Source organism: Fusobacterium ulcerans, assembly GCF_003019675.1.
Classification (GTDB): Bacteria; Fusobacteriota; Fusobacteriia; order Fusobacteriales; family Fusobacteriaceae; genus Fusobacterium_A; species Fusobacterium_A ulcerans.
This window is the reverse complement of record NZ_CP028105.1, coordinates 2,796,183-2,813,305: the sequence shown is the minus strand read 5'-3', so window position 1 is coordinate 2,813,305 and position 17,123 is coordinate 2,796,183. Positions and strand designations below refer to the sequence as shown.

Below are 17,123 nucleotides of genomic sequence, written 5' to 3'. Positions count from 1 at the left end.
TATTCTATTTTTTTTCATATACTACTTTTCCACCAACCATAGTCAATAGAGGTTGAATATCTTTTATTTCAAGTGGGTTTACTGTAAATATATCTCTATCTAATATGACCATATCTGCATAAAATCCCTCTTTTATTCTTCCTTTTTTATTCTCCATAAATTCAGCATAAGCACTTCCTTCAGTATAGGCATCAACAGCTGTATATATATCTACACATTCCTCTGGATAGAATCCTTCTGCTGGGCTTCCTTTCAGATCTTTACGAGTTACTGCACAATATATATTTGGGAAAGGATTACATCCTTCCACTGGGCAGTCTGTTCCATAAGAAATTTTTCCGCCTAATTTATCCAAAGTATTAAATGCATAAGATGTTGAAGCAAGTTCTTTTCCACATCTTGACTCTACTATATGCATATCATAGTCTAAAAATATTGGCTGATACATTACCAAAACATTTTTTTCAGCTATATTTTCAAGCATTTTCCTGTTAGTTATCTGACAGTGAATCAATGCATGACGCAGTGGATTTTTTCCATCTTTTATCAATTTCTCATATGTTTTCATTACACTATTTGTAGCTGCATCTCCTATTACATGAGTAACTATCTGCATCCCGTGTTCATCAGCAGCTTTACATAAATCTTCTATATATTTCTCATCGAATCTTTCTTCCCCACGATTTCCAGGATCATCAGCATAATCATTTTCAAGCATTGCTGTTCTGGCTCCCAGACTTCCATCTTTAAATAATTTCAATGGTCCTAATGTCACCCATGAATCTTCTGGGTAATTACCTTTCACAAGCTCTCCATTTTCTGCATATTCTTTTAATTCTTCAGGTGACTGGAATGTTATTTGATGATGGTAACGAAGGAGTCCTTTTCCCTCTTCATATATTTTACAGAACATTTTAAAATATTTGTCCTTTTCTCCTAAAACAACTGCTCCCAAGTCATTACTCTGTACACTTGTCACTCCAAAAGAAACAGCATGCTTCATAGCTTCAATAGCCATTCTTTCTCTATCTTCCAATGAAAATTCAGGAATAACCTTTCTCAAGTGACGGCAGGCATTTTCAGTAAATATTCCATTTGGATATCCATCTTCCCCTATCTCAAATGTTCCTCCCTCATACTGCTCAGAGCTTCCATCTATTCCCAGCATTTCTATTGCTTTTGTATTTGACACCATTTGATGTCCACATACTCTTCTCAAAATAATTGGAATTTCTGTAGAAATTTTATCTGCATCATGTCTATTAGGTATTCTCTTGTCTCCTTCAAATAAATCCTGATTCCATCCTATAGCAAATACTCCATTCTTTGATAATTCAGGATTCTCTTTTATAAATTTTCTGCATCTTTCTATTATTTCATCAATAGATTTGCTGTTTGTAAGCTTTACTGTCTGAAGAGACTCTCCTAATACCAATAAGTGCATATGAGAATCATTCAGTCCGGGAATTATTGTTTTTTTCTGACAATCTATTTTTTTACAATCTTTACCTGCTTCTTTTAAAAGCTCATCACCTGTTCCAATTTTTGCTATTATTCCATCTCTTACCAAAACAGCTTCAGCAAATTTTTCTCTTTCTAAATATACTTTTGCATTATAAAACAATGTTTCCATTTTTGCCTCCTCATATTAGAAAATATATGTTATATCTCTTCATTCATTTTTTCTTTTTTTATTTTTCTATCAAAATACATATACAAAGCCACTGCAAATATTTGAACAGCACAGCTTAAAATAGAGTTTACTGGATCTTTCGCAAGGTTATTTAATATCAATCCCAAGAATACCAGAGATGTTATAATAACAGTTACTGGATAAGCTATTACCTTGTATGGACGCTCCATATTTGGATATTTTTTACGGAACACTACAACTGATAATATAGTCAGAAGTTTAAAGATCATTCCAGTAAATACAACCAAAGTAGCTAATTGTTCAAGATTACGTGACAATACAAGAGTTATTGAAACTATCCCCTGAGCTATAATTGCATTTGTTGGAACTTTATAAACCGGATGTACATTTAAAAACATTTTAAAGAAATGCCCCTCTTTTGCCAAAGCATAATATACACGCGGTCCTGACAGTATCAATCCATTTAATGAACCGAAGATAGCCAGTATCATTCCTATAACAACTATTACTGCTCCAGTGTTTCCAAATATTCTTCTTGCTACTTCTGTTCCTAAATAATAATCTCCTTTAGCTATCATATTCTTGATATCTTCCATTGGAAGAACACGGAATATAGAAAAGTTAAAAAGCATATATAATATAATTACTCCACCAATACCTATTGCAAGGGATAGAGGTAAATTTCTTTGAGGTTCTTTTATTTCTTCTGCCAGAGCATTTAGATTCTGCCATCCATCATATGCCCACAATGTTGCTACCACAGCAAAAGCTATCATTCCGATAACACTTCTTCCTGTACTTTGAGCTGCTTCATTTACTGTAGATAATGAAACATTTGGGAAAATATTTCCCATAAACAGAGCTGAAATCATTATCAAAAGAATAGGCACTAGTTTTGCTACCATTGATACATTTTGAAGTACAGAAGCTTTCTTTACTCCATAACAGTTGCACACAGTAAGAAAAACTATCAGCATTACAGCCAAGGCTTTCAATCCAACATCACTTATAGTAGTAAAAGTTCTAAAAGATGCAATAAGTGCTATTGAAAGTCCTGCTATTGAACCGGGTCCAGCCAGCAAACATGATGACATTCCTGACATAAATCCTACTATTGGATGATATGCTTCATTCAAATATACTGTAGCTCCTCCAGCTTTAGGCATCATGCTTCCCAATTCAGCATAACATAATCCACCCATCAGACTGATAAGTCCACCTATCAACCAGCATATTAATGCTAATCCAATATTCATTCCAACTCTCATAAGAACATAAGAACCTATATAAAATATTCCTGCCCCTATCATTATTCCACCAATAATACTAATTCCACCAAATACCCCAATTTCCCGTTTTAATTCCGATGCCTCATTTGTACTCATACCTAATCCTCCTGCTTCTCTTAAACTTTAATCTTCTAGTTTAATATAAGATTGGCCTTCTTTTTTAAAGTTTAAAAGATATTTAATTTTTATGTATTGATATGATTATAGTCTATTTTTTTAGTAATTAAAAATATAACGTTTGTATACAATCCATAAGCGTCATATATAAATTGTTCTGTCTATAATTATGACAAAAACTATAATTTTTACATCGAGCAAAAGTGTTTGTATACGATTTTTTTTGAAAATGTATACAAAGTTTCAGTCACAATTTATATTTTTTTGCTTAATATCCAAATTTTCATCCTTAGAAAATAAAAAAACTGACTTATAGAGAAAAATTCCCTCCTTCTAAATTAGTCAGTTTTTCATTTATTTTTATTCCAGTAAATTCTAATTATAAATATTTACATATTAAATGTTTGTCATAATATATATAATTTTTAATGACATTTTTATCTTTAATCCCACCATAAAAACAATTCTTTATTTACTTTTATTGAATCTTTTAATTTTTTCATGTCTCCTACACCCTGATCTACTATATCAGGACAGAATTCGTATACCTCTTCAGAAAACATATCTAAATCTTTTGGCAGTTTATTAAGTTCTATCCATACCCAATCTCGTCCACATCCAACTATATTTACTCCATATTTCTTATCCCATTCTGAAATTTTATTTATAATATCCTCTGTTTGCAGTCCATAATTAATCCCATCTGTCCTTCTATATTTTAAAACATCAAATTTATCATTTCCTTTTATTACAGCAATATGTTTTTCAGGATAGCTGATCTCAAACAAAAAAACTCTATAGTTATTTTTCTCTAGTTTTTCTTTTATCTTTACATATTTATCATTATACTTTTCAAAATAAATCCCATTAAAATACTGATCTTTCAGTATATCTCCTGTTTCCTGCTCAATAGCCGGCAGTTGTTTAAAATCACTTTTTATGATTGATTTTGCTTCTGCAATCAACTCTTTATCAAAGCCTATTTCATTTAATAACTTTTCTTCATTACTTGATAAATTATTCTTTTTCACACAACTGCATAATAAAATCAGGCATACTCCTAATACAATTATTTTCCTCATATAAATCCTCCCCTAGTAGCAAACTTTACAAGGCTGTCTTCTGCCTGTTTCAGATAATTTTATTTCCTTAATAACCTTACTTCTTGCTAAAGTTCTGCAATTTTTAGTAGAATGATATTTCTTTCCTTTAGGTGTTATATACACAAGTTGTCCAGCAATACAAACAGTTGTTAAAATGATAAAAAGAAACATAATTATTTTTTTCATTCTTCCCCCACGATTTTATCAAAGTTTATAATTTTATTAATAACAAAAATATTTAAAAATAATTTTGAATATCTTTTTTGCTATACTTCGAAATGTTTCAATATTTTAAATACTTCATGATTTTCATTCAGCTTTATTAAATTAGGATGGCTGATAGAATAAGCTCCAACTTCTGTCCAAGATTTTGTCTTTAACATTGTTAAATTAGAATTATTAATTTTTTCTACTAAATCTTCCATTTTTCCTTTAAATTTTCCTATATTTAAAATATTAAACTCAAAATTTTTATGATTTTTGCTAATTCTAAAACATTTACTTACCAAAAGTTCTTTTCTTGCTTCATCTCTCGAATAAGGCAAAGATTTTTTCTCTATTATTTCTTTTTCCAAATTTAAAATATCCTGTTTATTTCTCATACTTCCCTCCATAATACCATTTAACTATTTTATACTTTTTATATTATAAATATAAAATATAGAGGTTTTATGTTATATTGTTGATATTAATTTCCTTCTATTTTTTATCAACTGCTAATTGACAAAAAGCAAGTACTACTTTCTTGTATGCAATTAAGATAAATGATACTATTATCTATAACAACATTGCTACTACAAGGAGGATTTATAATGGCAAAACTCACAAAAGAATGGCTTGAAAAGAAACTAAAAGCAATATCAAAAGGAATTGATAAGTCAGAGCAAGATGATTACAACTGGTATTTTGATATCTTATGGGAAGATTTTGAAAATGAAGATGACTCTATAGGAGTGATTGAGGAATATTTTGCTAAACAAGCTGTAAAATATCCAGAACTTCATCCATTAATGCGTAAAATAGTAGGAAAACTAATAAACCTCAATAGTCCAGAAGATGAAGTTTCATTAGATGGAGAATCTGCTGGTGGTTCATTTTTTGCAACAGAACTGGCACTGGTTAATGAAAAAGATGTACTTCTCTATGCAGAATTATTTCAAAGTACAAACCCAGATCATGAAGAACCAAGTTATTTTGAAGAAAGTTTTGCTCGTATAATAAAAAAATATGGCTGGAGCAAAGTAATATATCCACTTTTGTATGCTCACAGCTTTGTTCACAGTCAGCATAATCTTGAAATATTCACAATAGATGATGCAGAAAAGCTTACTGAAAACCTAAAAAAAGATGGCAACTTAGATGAATTTTTGAAGGGATTAGCAGAATGGACTAATGAATATGACTATTATGATTATCAACTTGAAAATGTATTTAGAGTCCTGCTGGATGAAGCATTGAATTTAGAAAATGATGAAGCAGTTGAGAATGCAGTTGAAAAATTTGAATCTATAATAGCAGAAGGAAATATTCCAAAAGAGAGTGATTTTAGATAAAAGGAGAATAATTTTATGAAAAATAAAATAAAATATTTATCTCTATTTTCAGTATGGGGAATTTTGCTGAGTATTAATATATTCTTTGCTGCTGTTCTCTATAAAGAAGCTACTAGATTTCCTGTAGAGCTTGTTGGTCCAGCAAGAAGAAGAGATGCTATTTTGGCTGTTTCTATTATTACAGTAGTTGTTTTCTTTGCTTGTATTATCTGGTTTTTTGCATGGAAATCCATCTGGAAAAATCAAGATGCTTTTGAATCTCTTCTCACTGAGGAGGAGAAAAATCTTTCTCTTAATTTTAGTATTTATTCTCTCCCTTTACTGCTTCGAGATAATATTCTTATAATTAACAGAGGATTTTCACTTGAAAGGCTGGATATTAATTCAGTAATATGGATACATACTCATAAAATAATTCAAAGATACAGAAATTCTTTAATGGTATACCTTTATAAAATTGATGGTAAAAAAGTTAAAATTTTATTAGAATATAATAAAATTCATTTATTTGAAGGACTGCTAAGAAAAATACTCTCTAACTCCCCTCAAATAAAAGTAAGCAAAGGCTTTCTTTCAAAAGAATATAAAAAACAAAAAGAATGGTATAGAGATACAGTAAGGTATAATTAGAATGTTCATTTATAAGGAGGTATTTGTGAGGATACTTTTATTAACTTTATCTTTTGTAATAGTTTTTCTTATCTTATTTATAGGTATATTTTTTATTTATAAGCAGTATAAGAGTAATAAAAAAGATTATGATATGTAAAATATGCTAAATACAAAAGAGCCTCATTAAATTGAAGCTCTTTTCTTTTTCGTACTATTTTTTTATAACTTCTTTTATTTCTTTTAATTTTTCTTTATCCTTTTCTACTTTTTCTTTTACAGTATCTTTTGCTTTTTTAGTTTTTTCTTTTATATCCTCTTTGACCTCTTTAGCAGTGTTTTTTATATCCTCTTTTAAATAATCAGCTTTTTCTTTTATATCTTTTTTCTTTTCATGAGCTTTTTCTTTAGTTACCTCTTTTAAATCGTCTTTAGTCTTTTTTATTGCTTCTTTAACTTCATTTAAATCCTCTTTTACTTTTTTCATAACTTCCGCCTCCATATTTTTAGTTACTATATAATTCTAGGCTGGTTTTCCCTTTCCTTTATTTTATAATAATTATTTAATTCCCTAATTATTTTATGTTATAATATAAAATAAAAGATCATTTAAATATTCATCATTTCATAGAGTATTAAGAGAAAAATTGCTGTTTTTTATTTCTGATTCAATATATCAAGGGAGGATTTATGGCTAAAGATAAAAAACCTAAACTACCAGATGTTATAGAAGAAACATTGCCTCGTGACTATAATATGGCTGATTGGAAATATGAAAAACTGGTAGAACAAATTAGAGAATTTGAAGAGATATTAGATGAAGATCATGAAATTGCTTTAAAACTTGCTTCTTTTGGTTCTTCTGTTGTAATGTCTGTTACAGATATTGGTTATCAAAACCCTGACATACTATATTTTTATGGATTTGTAGAAGGAAAAGAGGCTCAATTAATACAGCATATCAGCCAGCTTAACTTCTTGATTACTTTTGTTGAAAGAGAGGATAAAACAAAACCTGCTAGACGTATTGGCTTTGCTCTGCCTACTATATCTGAATATGAAGAAGATGACAAAGAAGAAAATCCAGATGATAATATATAATTATTATGAAAGTTATTTATAATAATTAATTACTTTTCAAATAATTTTAATAAAAAAGAACTGTCTGCTTACAACAACAGATAGTTCTTTTGTGATTTATCCTTAATTATTTTATTTTTTTATTAAAAAGTTTTTTTATTTTATGAAAAGAGTAGCTTATTTTTTAAATAAAAAAAAAGGCTAAGTTTCCTTAACCTTAATCTATTTAAAATTATCTAGTTTTTATGTTAGAAGCTTGAGGTCCTTTTTGACCTTGAGTTACTTCATAAACAACTTCTTCATTTTCTGCTAAAGTTTTAAATCCGTCTTTTTGGATTTGAGAATAATGAGCGAATACTTCTTTCCCATCCTCACCTGTAATAAATCCAAAACCTTTGTCTTGATTAAACCATTTAACTGTACCTTTCATTTGTTACCTCCATAAATATAATTTTTTAATGATACCAACCTATCATTTTGATAGCATTCTTAAACTTGTTAAGAATGTTGATAAAAAATTTAATACTTACTAATGGTAATTTCAAAGAAAGAACTTTATTAAATATTAAAACATTTTTTCAAAACATATAAATCTCTTTATCACTATACAAGTATTATACACTATTTTTTAAATTTTGTACACATTTATTTTTTATTTATATTTTTTCTTTTTTAGTACCCATTTTTTCAGAGCTTGAACACTTTATAATTACTTTAAAAAAAATCTTACCAGGTTCTAAATGATATTTTTTCATATAATTCCACACTTTTTTCTTTCAGCATATTTGCAAGATCCTTATTATAGTTTTCAATTTCTTTTTTTAAGAAGCTGCAAATTTCATTTATTTTAGTCAAAAGATTTATCAGTTCTTCTTTTATTTCATGTTCATCTTTGAACTCAGTTTCTTTCAAAGAAAATATAATTTCTTCTTCCTTTCTCATTACAGGTAACTTTAATCCATCTATTGTATCAGGTGATACCTTCAGCAATTCCCCACTTCCAGAAAAAGGCAATGAAAAAATTATTCTATTCTTTTCCTCTATTTTTCTTATTTCATCATATGAAAAATTTAGAGATTCTATTTTATTTTCATTATAAATTTTTTCTACTATTTTAGAGAATTTTAAAAAATTAGTTTTCCCCTTCTTAGTTTCATTTTCTAAATCCCTCATAGCATAATCTCTCATTCTATTTAAATAAGTACTGCAAATTGTTCCAGTAAAAATAACGAATCTATCTTCCATATAATCCCCCTGTTTTCTTTGCCGTCATATATGATAAAAATTATGTCTTAAAAATCTATTTTATTTTTTATAAATTTTTAGTAGTAAAATTATGATTTTTTGTAATATAATATATTATATCATACTTTTTAGATTTATTTTTTTATTCTTCTATTTGCAAAGTTCTTTTACAGCAATAGAGAGTTCAATAAAAATTTTATTTTATCCAAATAAATGTATCTTTTTTATATGATATATAAATTATTTTTATCTTTTATTTTTTAATTACAATATGGTATACAATATACTATATAGAGGAAATAAAATTATTTTTCTTTAATTTTATTTTTTCTTTTAATTACCTTTTATTCAGAACTTTTAAACAGGGTTTTTATTTTTATATATATTTTTCATTGAAAATAGTTTTTGATTATGATATAGTCTAAAATGCTATGAATAACTAAGGGGGATTTTAAATGGAAGTGAAAAAAAATAAGGTAGATGAAAGTTTGATCTTTATGGGTCTTCTTACTTTCATTGGGGGATTTATTAATGCGTATGCGTTCTTTACAAGAGGACAAGCTTTTGTCAGTATGCATACAGGAAATATGGCTAAAATAGGATTATCATTATATGAAAATGATTTCAATATGCTTATCTCTAGTGTTGTTCCTATTTCAGGGTGTCTTTTAGGTGCTGTATTTGCTCAATTATTAAAATTTACTTTAAAAGATTATGAAGTACCAAAACTTCAAAAAGCACTTTTACTGACAGAACTTATCATTTTATTAGGAGTTGGATTTATTTCTACTTCTTTTTCTAACAATATAGTAAACTTTTTACTTTCTGTAATAACAACTTTTCAGTTAAGTAATTTTAGAAAATATAATGGCAATGTGCACAACAGTACCATTGCTACTGGAAATTTAAGAAGTCTTGGAGCACATATTGGTGACGTTTTAATAAAAAAAGACATAGAATCTATAAAAGTTGCTTCTAAATATTTCATTTTAGTTTTTTCTTTTCCTGTGGGAATATTCTTTGGAGGAGTTTTAAGTACTTTATGTGGAACATATGCAATCTGGCTATGCTGTATTGTTCTGCTTTTCTTAGCTTCTCTGATTAAATGTGAAAACAATTAATTCATCTATGATAAAAAAAACACCTTTAAAATTTAATTAAAGGTGTTTTTTATTTAATTTCAAATAAATCTTAGTATATTCCAATATCTCTTGGCTTTATATTTATTTCCTCTTTTCCTATATATAAATCACTTGCTAAAAATTCCTTTAAAGTCATGTTTATCACTGTAGGAACACAATATTCATAATCATATAAAAATATTACCTTCAGCATAGGTGAATAATTCTCAATTTTAATATACTTCAACAATTCTCTGTAGTTATGTTTTAAACATTCTAAAGTATTTTTTAGTTCTGTATAATATACCAATTCTGAATAATTAAATTCAGGAACAATAATTTTACTTTTTACTCTTTCTCTTTTCTTGAAAGATTCTTTTAAAAGTTCATGATATAGCACCATGGAATTTATTAACTGCTGATCTAAATTATTTTTTACAATTCTTTTCATTTCTATCCCCACCCTATTTCATCGTCTCTCTTTTATAGTATATATTGATTATACCATCTGTTTATAACTTTTAACATATATTTTAACAATTAAATTTTCCTGTTATTTTCAATTTTAGTATTAAAGAAAGAAATATAAAAAATTAATTTATGATAATATCTTTATTTATACATGAACTTCTCCCAATGGTAATTCTGCCATATATAAATTCTGTTGAATTTTATAAATTATTTCCAGTAAATGACTTATTATAAATAAATATATTTATTGTGTTTTTCATTTATTCTTTAAAATTAATTATTACCTTTAATACGAAATTAACATTGATATTTTCCTTTAATTATATTATAATAAACAAAAGAGCATTTTAAACAATACTTTTATAATACATAATTGATTTCTACTTGAATAAAAGGGGATGGATGTTATGGGGATTTTTAATAAATTAAACAAGTATTTTATGCTGACTGCCAGTCTTTTTCTTATATTTATTTTTTCTGCATTCTCAATAGCAAATTTTTTCAAATCTTTTTATGCCAATGAAATGGAACTTTACAAGGATAAACTAGAATACAGAGCTATGCTTCAAAGTACAATAGTTAAAAACCATTTAAAAAATAATATGATGGTTTTGGAAAGTGCTGCTAATATTTTTACCTATAATGAAAATATGGATACTAAAGATATTCTTGATCTTGCAATAAAATTAAAAAATTTAACTCAATTTGACAGAGTTTTTATAGCGGATAAAGATGGTAAGGCTTACTTTTCAAGTGGTGATATTCATAATGTTGCACATACAAAATACTTTGCAAGTTCAATAAACGGAATTCATGAAATAACAGAAATTACTGATTCACTTTTTGAAAAAGGAACTCAGATATTTCTGGAAGCTGTTCCTATTATTAGACACAATAAAACAATAGGGATAGTTTGTGGAGTCTATAAACTCTCTACTTTTTCTTTTCTGCTCCATGAAAGTATGCAGGCTAAGAATGGATATATTTTATTGACAAGCAGTTCGCAGGAATTTATATTAAAGTCTTCTAATATAGATAAAACTATATCAGAAAATAATATTTGGGAATTTTTTTCAAATGCAACTTTTAATAAAAATAATATTCGAGAAAAAATTGAAAATGATATTTTAAATTTAAAAAATGGTTTTATGGAATATACGCATAATGGAAGTAGAGAATTTGCTTACTACAGTCCTTTAGGAATAAATAATTGGTATATAATATCTGTTATTTCTGTAGATGCTATGCAAAATCGTCTAAATTTTATTCAATCCCTCATGACAAAATTTTCTATAAAAATGTTTATTATTTTTATACTTGGAATGATTTCTATTATCTATTTTAATAAAAAAGCAAAAGATGAACTAATCCAAAGTAATGAAAGACTCAAATTGGATGAGGAAATATTCAGAGTTGCTATGGATAGAACTTCCAACGTAGCTTTTGAATACAATCAGAATACCAAAACCCTTACATTTAAAAATTCAGTTCCTAAAAGGCATCAGCTTAATCAAGTAATTGAAAATGTCCCTGAAAGCCTTGTTGAAAATAATTTTGTTTGTGAGGAATCTGTTGGCGAATTTCTAAAAATCTATGAAAGAATATTTAATAAAAATGTAAAGAATTCTTCTGGAGTTATCAGAGTTCAAATCAGCAATAATTCTTATCTTTGGGAACGACTTACACTTACTAATATTTTTGATGAAAATAAGAATATAATAAGAACTGTTGGAGTTATTGAAAATGTTACTGAAGAAAAAGAAAATGAGGTTTCTCTATTCTTAGAAAAACAATATTGCGAAGCTTTACAGACTGATAATATTTATACATATGAGATAAATTTATCTAAAAATACAATTAATCTTTTAAATAAATCCAGCAAAAAGAAAAATTATGACAAACTTTTTGAATATTTTATAAAGCATAAAATCCATTCTGAAGATATCCAGAATGTAAGAGAAAGTTTTTCCAGAAAAAATATGCTGCTTTCATATTTTAATGGTGTCAATGAATTTAAAGCTGATTATCGTATAAAAGATAACAAAGGGAAATATATCTGGACTGAATGCTGTATCAGAGTAATAAAAAAAATATCTACTGATGAAATAAAGGGAATACTTCTTATAAAGGATATTTCTAATATAAAAGAACTTAAAGAAATGTCGGAAAAAGATCCCCTAACTTCTCTATACAATCGCAGAGCCATAAAAAAACATATTGATAATTTCTTAGAAAATTCAAAAGAAGATAAGGGCTCTTCACATGCTTTTATTATCTTGGATTTGGATAATTTTAAAACTCTTAATGATACTCTTGGTCATGTAATGGGGGATATTGCTCTTCAGGAATTATCTCTAAAGTTAATAGAACGTTTCAAGGAGCAAAGTATTATTGGAAGATTAGGCGGAGATGAATTTATTGTATTTTTAAAAAATATTTCTTCCAGAGAAGAGTTAAGTAAAACTTTAAAAAAAGTTTTGAATGATTTTACAATAACTTACAGCCATTCTGACCTTTCAGTAGCTATTTCTGTTTCTATTGGAGTAGCTGTATTTCCACAAGATGGAACTACATTTCAGGAGTTATACAAAAAATCTGATATTGCTCTTTATAATATAAAAAATACTTCTAAAAATTCTTTTGCTTTTTATGAATGAAACCTTTTATTTTTATAGATATCTCTAATCAATGGATTAGGGGTATCTTTTTTATTATTATATGTTTTTTAACGTGCTTTTATATTAATATATTCTGTTATTTTTTTAAACAAATAAAACTATTTTTAAAAAAATCAAAATTTTTTTTCGTATACAAATAAATTATGATTTTTTTTATATACTTTCGTTCACAAACCACCTCACTGTCTGTTTTTTTAGTATTTTCAAACCAATAATATTACAAAAGTAATTTTATATTTTTTAATATTTTTTTATTTTTCTATTGAAAAAAAATTTTTTTTCGTTATAATATATTCGTTAAATGTTTCTATATTAATACTGGGAGAAGATTTTATCATTTTGTACATAAACTTAATTTACTTAAGGAGGAAAAAAAATGATAAATATTCACACTATTCATGCCGCTCAAGAGGGTGATGAAGACGCCATACAACAAATTTTTGAAAGCTTTAAACAACTTATGATTTTCAAAACAAAAAAATACTTCTTTCATGGTGGTGATAGAGAAGATGTTATGCAGGAAGCTATGATTGGGCTTTTAAAAGCCATTAATGCTTATGATGAAAATAAGAATGCTTCTTTTACAACCTTTGCTCTATTATGTATCAAACGTCAAATTATAACTGCATTAAAAAATTCTAACTCTGGAAAAAACAGAATATTAAATATGGCAGTTTCTACTTCTTCTGATGATGAAGATGAAGCAGATCTTACATATGACAACAAATCTTTCAATTTTTATAATCCAGAAGAAATTTATCTAAGTAAAGAGAAAATGAAGTATTTAAACAAATATTTAAAAACACATTTAAGCCCTATGGAAAATGAGATTTTTGAATATATGCTTGCTGAAATGACTTATACTGAAATAGCAGAAAAGACTGGAAGAGAATTAAAATCTGTAGACAACAGTATCCAAAGAATAAAGAAAAAACTAAAAACTTTCATTGAAGAATATGAAAAAGAATAATCAAGAACAATCCCTTTACGCAGTTCTGTAGTGCTGTGTAAAGGGATTGATGCTTTTTTAAATCATTAATTTTTCTAAAAATAGGAGTTCAGCCACTACTACTCCCATTAAACCAATTCCCAACATAATTAAAAATAATTTTACTCTCAACTGACCACTTCCACCTATAAGTCATAAAATGATTAAATTAAATTTTTAACATTATAACATATTTTTTATAAAAAATTAAATTTAATTATTTTTATAAATTTTTTAATGATTAATTTTTATTTTATTTCTTAATTAAATTATATCTTTAAATCTTGTTATTTTTAAAATATTATTATTAATCTTGATTTACTTAAAATATTTCCTATGCTATAATATTGTAATAATATGTTAATATTTGTTGCAAACAAAATTAGTCTTAACTAATAGGAGGTTATTTTATGAAAAATTTTTCAATTTCATCCAATACAAAGTTGACATCTTCTATTATTATCACTTTTAAAGTTCAGGATTTTCTTTTTTATGAAAAATATGCTGAAATTTTAAAAGAATTTCTTAAATCTTTTATTTCTAAAATAGTTAAGATTTTTTCTGAAATTGTATTTCATTATATTTATCTCCAGCTAAAATTTGTGAGCAAAACAAATAAAAAAAATAAAATATTAAGCATAATCTTTGAAAATTCTGATATAACATATTACAGCAGCAGTTTTTCCAATGATTCATTTAAATTTTTTCTTAAAACTCATTTGACAAAAATGGAGAACCAGCTTTTGAATCTTCTTATCCTTGATATTGATCAAGATAAAATTTATAAAGAAACTGGTATGGATACTACTTTCATAACAAAAAGAATTAAAGGAATAGAAAGAAAAATTGAAAAGTTTATAAAAATAGAAGATTATGTTAGGAGGAATAATGCTTCATCTTTTTGAATCTACTGATATACAGATTTTATTCTACATTCAAGAACATCATAGAAATCTTTTTCTTGATAAGTTTATGCCCTTAGTGACAAAATTAGGAAATGTTGGGATTTTCTGGATAGTGCTTGCTTGTGTTCTTATGGTTATAAAGAAATACAGAAAAATTGGAATAATGATGTTTATCTCGATTTTTCTATGTGCATTAATTGGAAATATTATTCTTAAACCTTTAGTCAGAAGAATAAGACCATTTGATCTGGTTAATTTTACACAATTACTGATTTCTGCTCCAAAAGATTTTTCTTTTCCTTCTGGGCATACAATGGCATCTTTTGCTTCAGCAGCTGTATTATTTTCTCAGAATAAAAAATGGGGAATATGTGCATTTATTTTTGCTTTTATAATAGGGTACTCACGGTTATATCTCTTTGTACACTATCCTAGTGATGTAATAATGGGGGCTGTTATCGGGTGTATTTTAGGAATTGTTTCTGTAAAATTGTATAATAAATTTATTAATACATAGTAAAAACTCCCCATATCTCAGGGGAGCTTTTTTATTTGTTATTTTATTTTAAAACGATAATTTGTAGAATGTAGGATTATTTATTGGAGATTGTACAAATCCTTTTACTTCTTTTCTTATTCCTGCACTTGCTGGCATGAAATATATTGGAAGAATTGGTACTTCTCTATTCATAACATCCTGAGCTTTTGCATAAATTTCTGCTCTTTTTTCAGGATTCAATTCTACTTTTCCTTCTTCTAATAATGTATCAAATTCTTTATTGTCAAAAAAACTTCTATTTCCAGAGTTTCCTTTCATGCTGCTGTGAAGCATAGGAGTAAGTCCATAATCAGCATCTCCAGATGAATTTGACCATCCTATCATGAATAAATCACTCTTTCCGCTTCCAGTAGTGTTCAGGAAAGTTGCCCATTCTAATATTTCTATCTTTATATTTATTCCTATTTCTTTTAATTGGGCCTGCATAATTTCTGCCATTTGTTTTCTTAAATCATTATTGCTTGTTACCATAACAAGATCAAGAGTTTCGTATCCTGCTTCATTCAATAATTTTTTAGCTTCTTCTGGGTTATACTCAAAAGGCTTCGTATCTTTTGAATATCCTACTACCCCTGGTCCAAGAAGACTGTTGGCTTTTTCTACTGCTCCCATTAGAACAGAGTCTATAATAATATCTCTATTTACTCCCATAGCAATAGCTTTTCTTACTCTTACATCTTGCAATGCACCTTTAGCAGTATTAATTCCTAAATAAGCAACCCCTAGAGAGCTTATTTCTTCTATTCTCACGTCTTCTCTTCCTGCCAGTATCTTTCTACCTATTGAATCGATATCTCCTGTTATATGATGCTCTCCTGTCTCGATAGCGATAACTCTGCTATTTTCCTCAGGGACAGCTCTTACTTCAACTATTTCTATAGCAGGTTTTCCTCTGAAATATTCTTCATTTCTTTTAAGAGTCATATAATCTCCGGGTTTCCATTCTACAAGAGCATATGCTCCAGTTCCCATAGGATTATGATTAGTATTTTCTGTTGCCTCATAATATTTTTTATTAAGAATAGATGCTGTTATATGTGTTAAGTGATGCATAAGAGATCCTGATGGTGTACTTGTTTTAAATACAGCAGTATATTTATCAGGTGTTTCTACAGTATCTATCATTGAATACAAAGTCCCTACTTTTGCAGATTTTTTAGCATTTTCAAATGTATATTTTACATCCTCTGAAGTAAATTCATCTCCATTTTGGAATTTGACTCCTTTTCTCAAATTGAATTTCAATGTTAAAGGATCTATCTGTTCCCAGCTTTCTGCCAGTCCAGGAACTATCTCTAATTTTTCATTAGTTTCTATAAGCCTGTCAAAGATATTTGAAATTACTCTTCTCGAATATACATCTGTTGCTTCATGCGGATGAAGTGTCACTGATTCACTGCTTTGACTATATATCAGTTTATTTTCTTTTGTTTTTCCTGCATCAGCTGTTTTTTCTTTTCCACAACCAATCAGCAGTAAAAGTGGCAGTAGTATCCACAATAATTTCTTCATAATTATTCCCCCTAATATATTTTATTTTCTGTTACAATTTAGATAAGTCTATCAGAAAAGAACATTAATATCAAATAAATAGCATGAATACATTTCATTCATTATTTGTATTATACTTATTTATTAAAGTAATGATTTTGTTTTTAGATACTCTTGGATTCTTGGTTTTATACCCAATATATATCATCTCTAAAAACCTTTTATTTTCTTAATTTTGGTATTATATATATTTTATATTT

18 protein-coding genes are annotated in these 17,123 nt (G+C 27.3%); 8 read left to right on the top strand and 10 right to left on the bottom strand.

Annotation, left to right across the window (positions count from 1 at the left end):
- Positions 1 to 4: 4 nt before the first annotated feature.
- The 5 genes from C4N20_RS13000 to C4N20_RS12980 all read right to left on the bottom strand — a co-directional run bounded on the left by C4N20_RS13000 (position 5) and on the right by C4N20_RS12980 (position 4,765).
- Positions 5 to 1,633, bottom strand: a complete 1,629-nt coding sequence (locus tag C4N20_RS13000; RefSeq protein WP_005978037.1) for an amidohydrolase — start codon at positions 1,631 to 1,633, stop codon at positions 5 to 7.
- A 29-nt stretch (positions 1,634 to 1,662) separates the two neighbouring features.
- On the bottom strand, positions 1,663 to 3,039 hold the full coding sequence (locus C4N20_RS12995; protein ID WP_005978038.1) for an APC family permease: 1,377 nt from the start codon (positions 3,037 to 3,039) through the stop codon (positions 1,663 to 1,665).
- Between the two features lie 464 nt (positions 3,040 to 3,503).
- Positions 3,504 to 4,142 carry a DUF4253 domain-containing protein gene (locus C4N20_RS12990; RefSeq protein WP_005978039.1) on the bottom strand — a complete coding sequence of 213 codons (639 nt, stop codon included), beginning with the start codon at positions 4,140 to 4,142 and terminating at the stop codon, positions 3,504 to 3,506.
- Between the two features lie 12 nt (positions 4,143 to 4,154).
- Positions 4,155 to 4,349 carry a hypothetical protein gene (locus C4N20_RS12985; protein ID WP_005978040.1) on the bottom strand — a complete coding sequence of 65 codons (195 nt, stop codon included), beginning with the start codon at positions 4,347 to 4,349 and terminating at the stop codon, positions 4,155 to 4,157.
- 80 nt (positions 4,350 to 4,429) lie between these two features.
- Positions 4,430 to 4,765, bottom strand: a complete 336-nt coding sequence (locus C4N20_RS12980; RefSeq protein WP_005978041.1) for a hypothetical protein — start codon at positions 4,763 to 4,765, stop codon at positions 4,430 to 4,432.
- A 210-nt stretch (positions 4,766 to 4,975) separates the two neighbouring features.
- Here C4N20_RS12980 and C4N20_RS12975 point away from each other — a divergent pair, with 210 nt between their 5' ends.
- Both C4N20_RS12975 and C4N20_RS12970 read left to right on the top strand, forming a co-directional pair.
- Positions 4,976 to 5,716 (top strand): hypothetical protein, encoded by a 741-nt coding sequence (locus C4N20_RS12975; RefSeq protein WP_005978042.1) that lies wholly within the window; start codon positions 4,976 to 4,978, stop codon positions 5,714 to 5,716.
- A gap of 15 nt (positions 5,717 to 5,731) precedes the next feature.
- Complete coding sequence (locus C4N20_RS12970; RefSeq protein ID WP_005978043.1) at positions 5,732 to 6,346, top strand: hypothetical protein; 615 nt, start codon at positions 5,732 to 5,734, stop codon at positions 6,344 to 6,346.
- Positions 6,347 to 6,539: 193 nt separating this feature from the next.
- Here the strand turns inward: C4N20_RS12970 and C4N20_RS12965 are convergent, their stop codons facing one another.
- On the bottom strand, positions 6,540 to 6,812 hold the full coding sequence (locus C4N20_RS12965; protein ID WP_005978044.1) for a hypothetical protein: 273 nt from the start codon (positions 6,810 to 6,812) through the stop codon (positions 6,540 to 6,542).
- 203 nt (positions 6,813 to 7,015) lie between these two features.
- Between C4N20_RS12965 and C4N20_RS12960 the strand changes: the two genes are divergently transcribed.
- Positions 7,016 to 7,426 carry a DUF6173 family protein gene (locus tag C4N20_RS12960; protein ID WP_005978045.1) on the top strand — a complete coding sequence of 137 codons (411 nt, stop codon included), beginning with the start codon at positions 7,016 to 7,018 and terminating at the stop codon, positions 7,424 to 7,426.
- Between the two features lie 211 nt (positions 7,427 to 7,637).
- Here C4N20_RS12960 and C4N20_RS12955 read toward each other — a convergent pair whose 3' ends face one another.
- Both C4N20_RS12955 and C4N20_RS12950 read right to left on the bottom strand, forming a co-directional pair.
- Positions 7,638 to 7,835, bottom strand: coding sequence for a cold-shock protein (locus tag C4N20_RS12955; protein WP_005978046.1), 198 nt, complete (start codon positions 7,833 to 7,835; stop codon positions 7,638 to 7,640).
- 296 nt (positions 7,836 to 8,131) lie between these two features.
- Positions 8,132 to 8,650, bottom strand: a complete 519-nt coding sequence (locus tag C4N20_RS12950; protein ID WP_005978048.1) for a hypothetical protein — start codon at positions 8,648 to 8,650, stop codon at positions 8,132 to 8,134.
- 455 nt (positions 8,651 to 9,105) lie between these two features.
- Between C4N20_RS12950 and C4N20_RS12945 the strand changes: the two genes are divergently transcribed.
- The gene (locus C4N20_RS12945; protein WP_005978050.1) at positions 9,106 to 9,771 is read left to right on the top strand and encodes a YoaK family protein; all 666 of its coding nucleotides are present in this window, start codon (positions 9,106 to 9,108) and stop codon (positions 9,769 to 9,771) included.
- 70 nt (positions 9,772 to 9,841) lie between these two features.
- Here the strand turns inward: C4N20_RS12945 and C4N20_RS12940 are convergent, their stop codons facing one another.
- Positions 9,842 to 10,222, bottom strand: a complete 381-nt coding sequence (locus tag C4N20_RS12940; protein WP_005978052.1) for a hypothetical protein — start codon at positions 10,220 to 10,222, stop codon at positions 9,842 to 9,844.
- A gap of 427 nt (positions 10,223 to 10,649) precedes the next feature.
- Here C4N20_RS12940 and C4N20_RS12935 point away from each other — a divergent pair, with 427 nt between their 5' ends.
- From C4N20_RS12935 to C4N20_RS12920, 4 genes are all read left to right on the top strand, one after another.
- The gene (locus tag C4N20_RS12935) at positions 10,650 to 12,899 is read left to right on the top strand and encodes a sensor domain-containing diguanylate cyclase (protein ID WP_005978054.1); all 2,250 of its coding nucleotides are present in this window, start codon (positions 10,650 to 10,652) and stop codon (positions 12,897 to 12,899) included.
- A 397-nt stretch (positions 12,900 to 13,296) separates the two neighbouring features.
- The gene (locus C4N20_RS12930) at positions 13,297 to 13,890 is read left to right on the top strand and encodes a sigma-70 family RNA polymerase sigma factor (RefSeq protein WP_005978055.1); all 594 of its coding nucleotides are present in this window, start codon (positions 13,297 to 13,299) and stop codon (positions 13,888 to 13,890) included.
- A 428-nt stretch (positions 13,891 to 14,318) separates the two neighbouring features.
- Positions 14,319 to 14,813 carry a hypothetical protein gene (locus C4N20_RS12925; RefSeq protein WP_005978057.1) on the top strand — a complete coding sequence of 165 codons (495 nt, stop codon included), beginning with the start codon at positions 14,319 to 14,321 and terminating at the stop codon, positions 14,811 to 14,813.
- The gene (locus tag C4N20_RS12920; protein ID WP_005978060.1) at positions 14,797 to 15,330 is read left to right on the top strand and encodes a phosphatase PAP2 family protein; all 534 of its coding nucleotides are present in this window, start codon (positions 14,797 to 14,799) and stop codon (positions 15,328 to 15,330) included. Before C4N20_RS12925 ends, C4N20_RS12920 begins: the two co-directional genes overlap by 17 nt.
- A gap of 48 nt (positions 15,331 to 15,378) precedes the next feature.
- Here the strand turns inward: C4N20_RS12920 and C4N20_RS12915 are convergent, their stop codons facing one another.
- Entirely contained in the window at positions 15,379 to 16,884 is a 1,506-nt protein-coding gene (locus C4N20_RS12915) for an ABC transporter substrate-binding protein (protein WP_005978062.1), read from the bottom strand.
- Positions 16,885 to 17,123 lie beyond the last annotated feature (239 nt).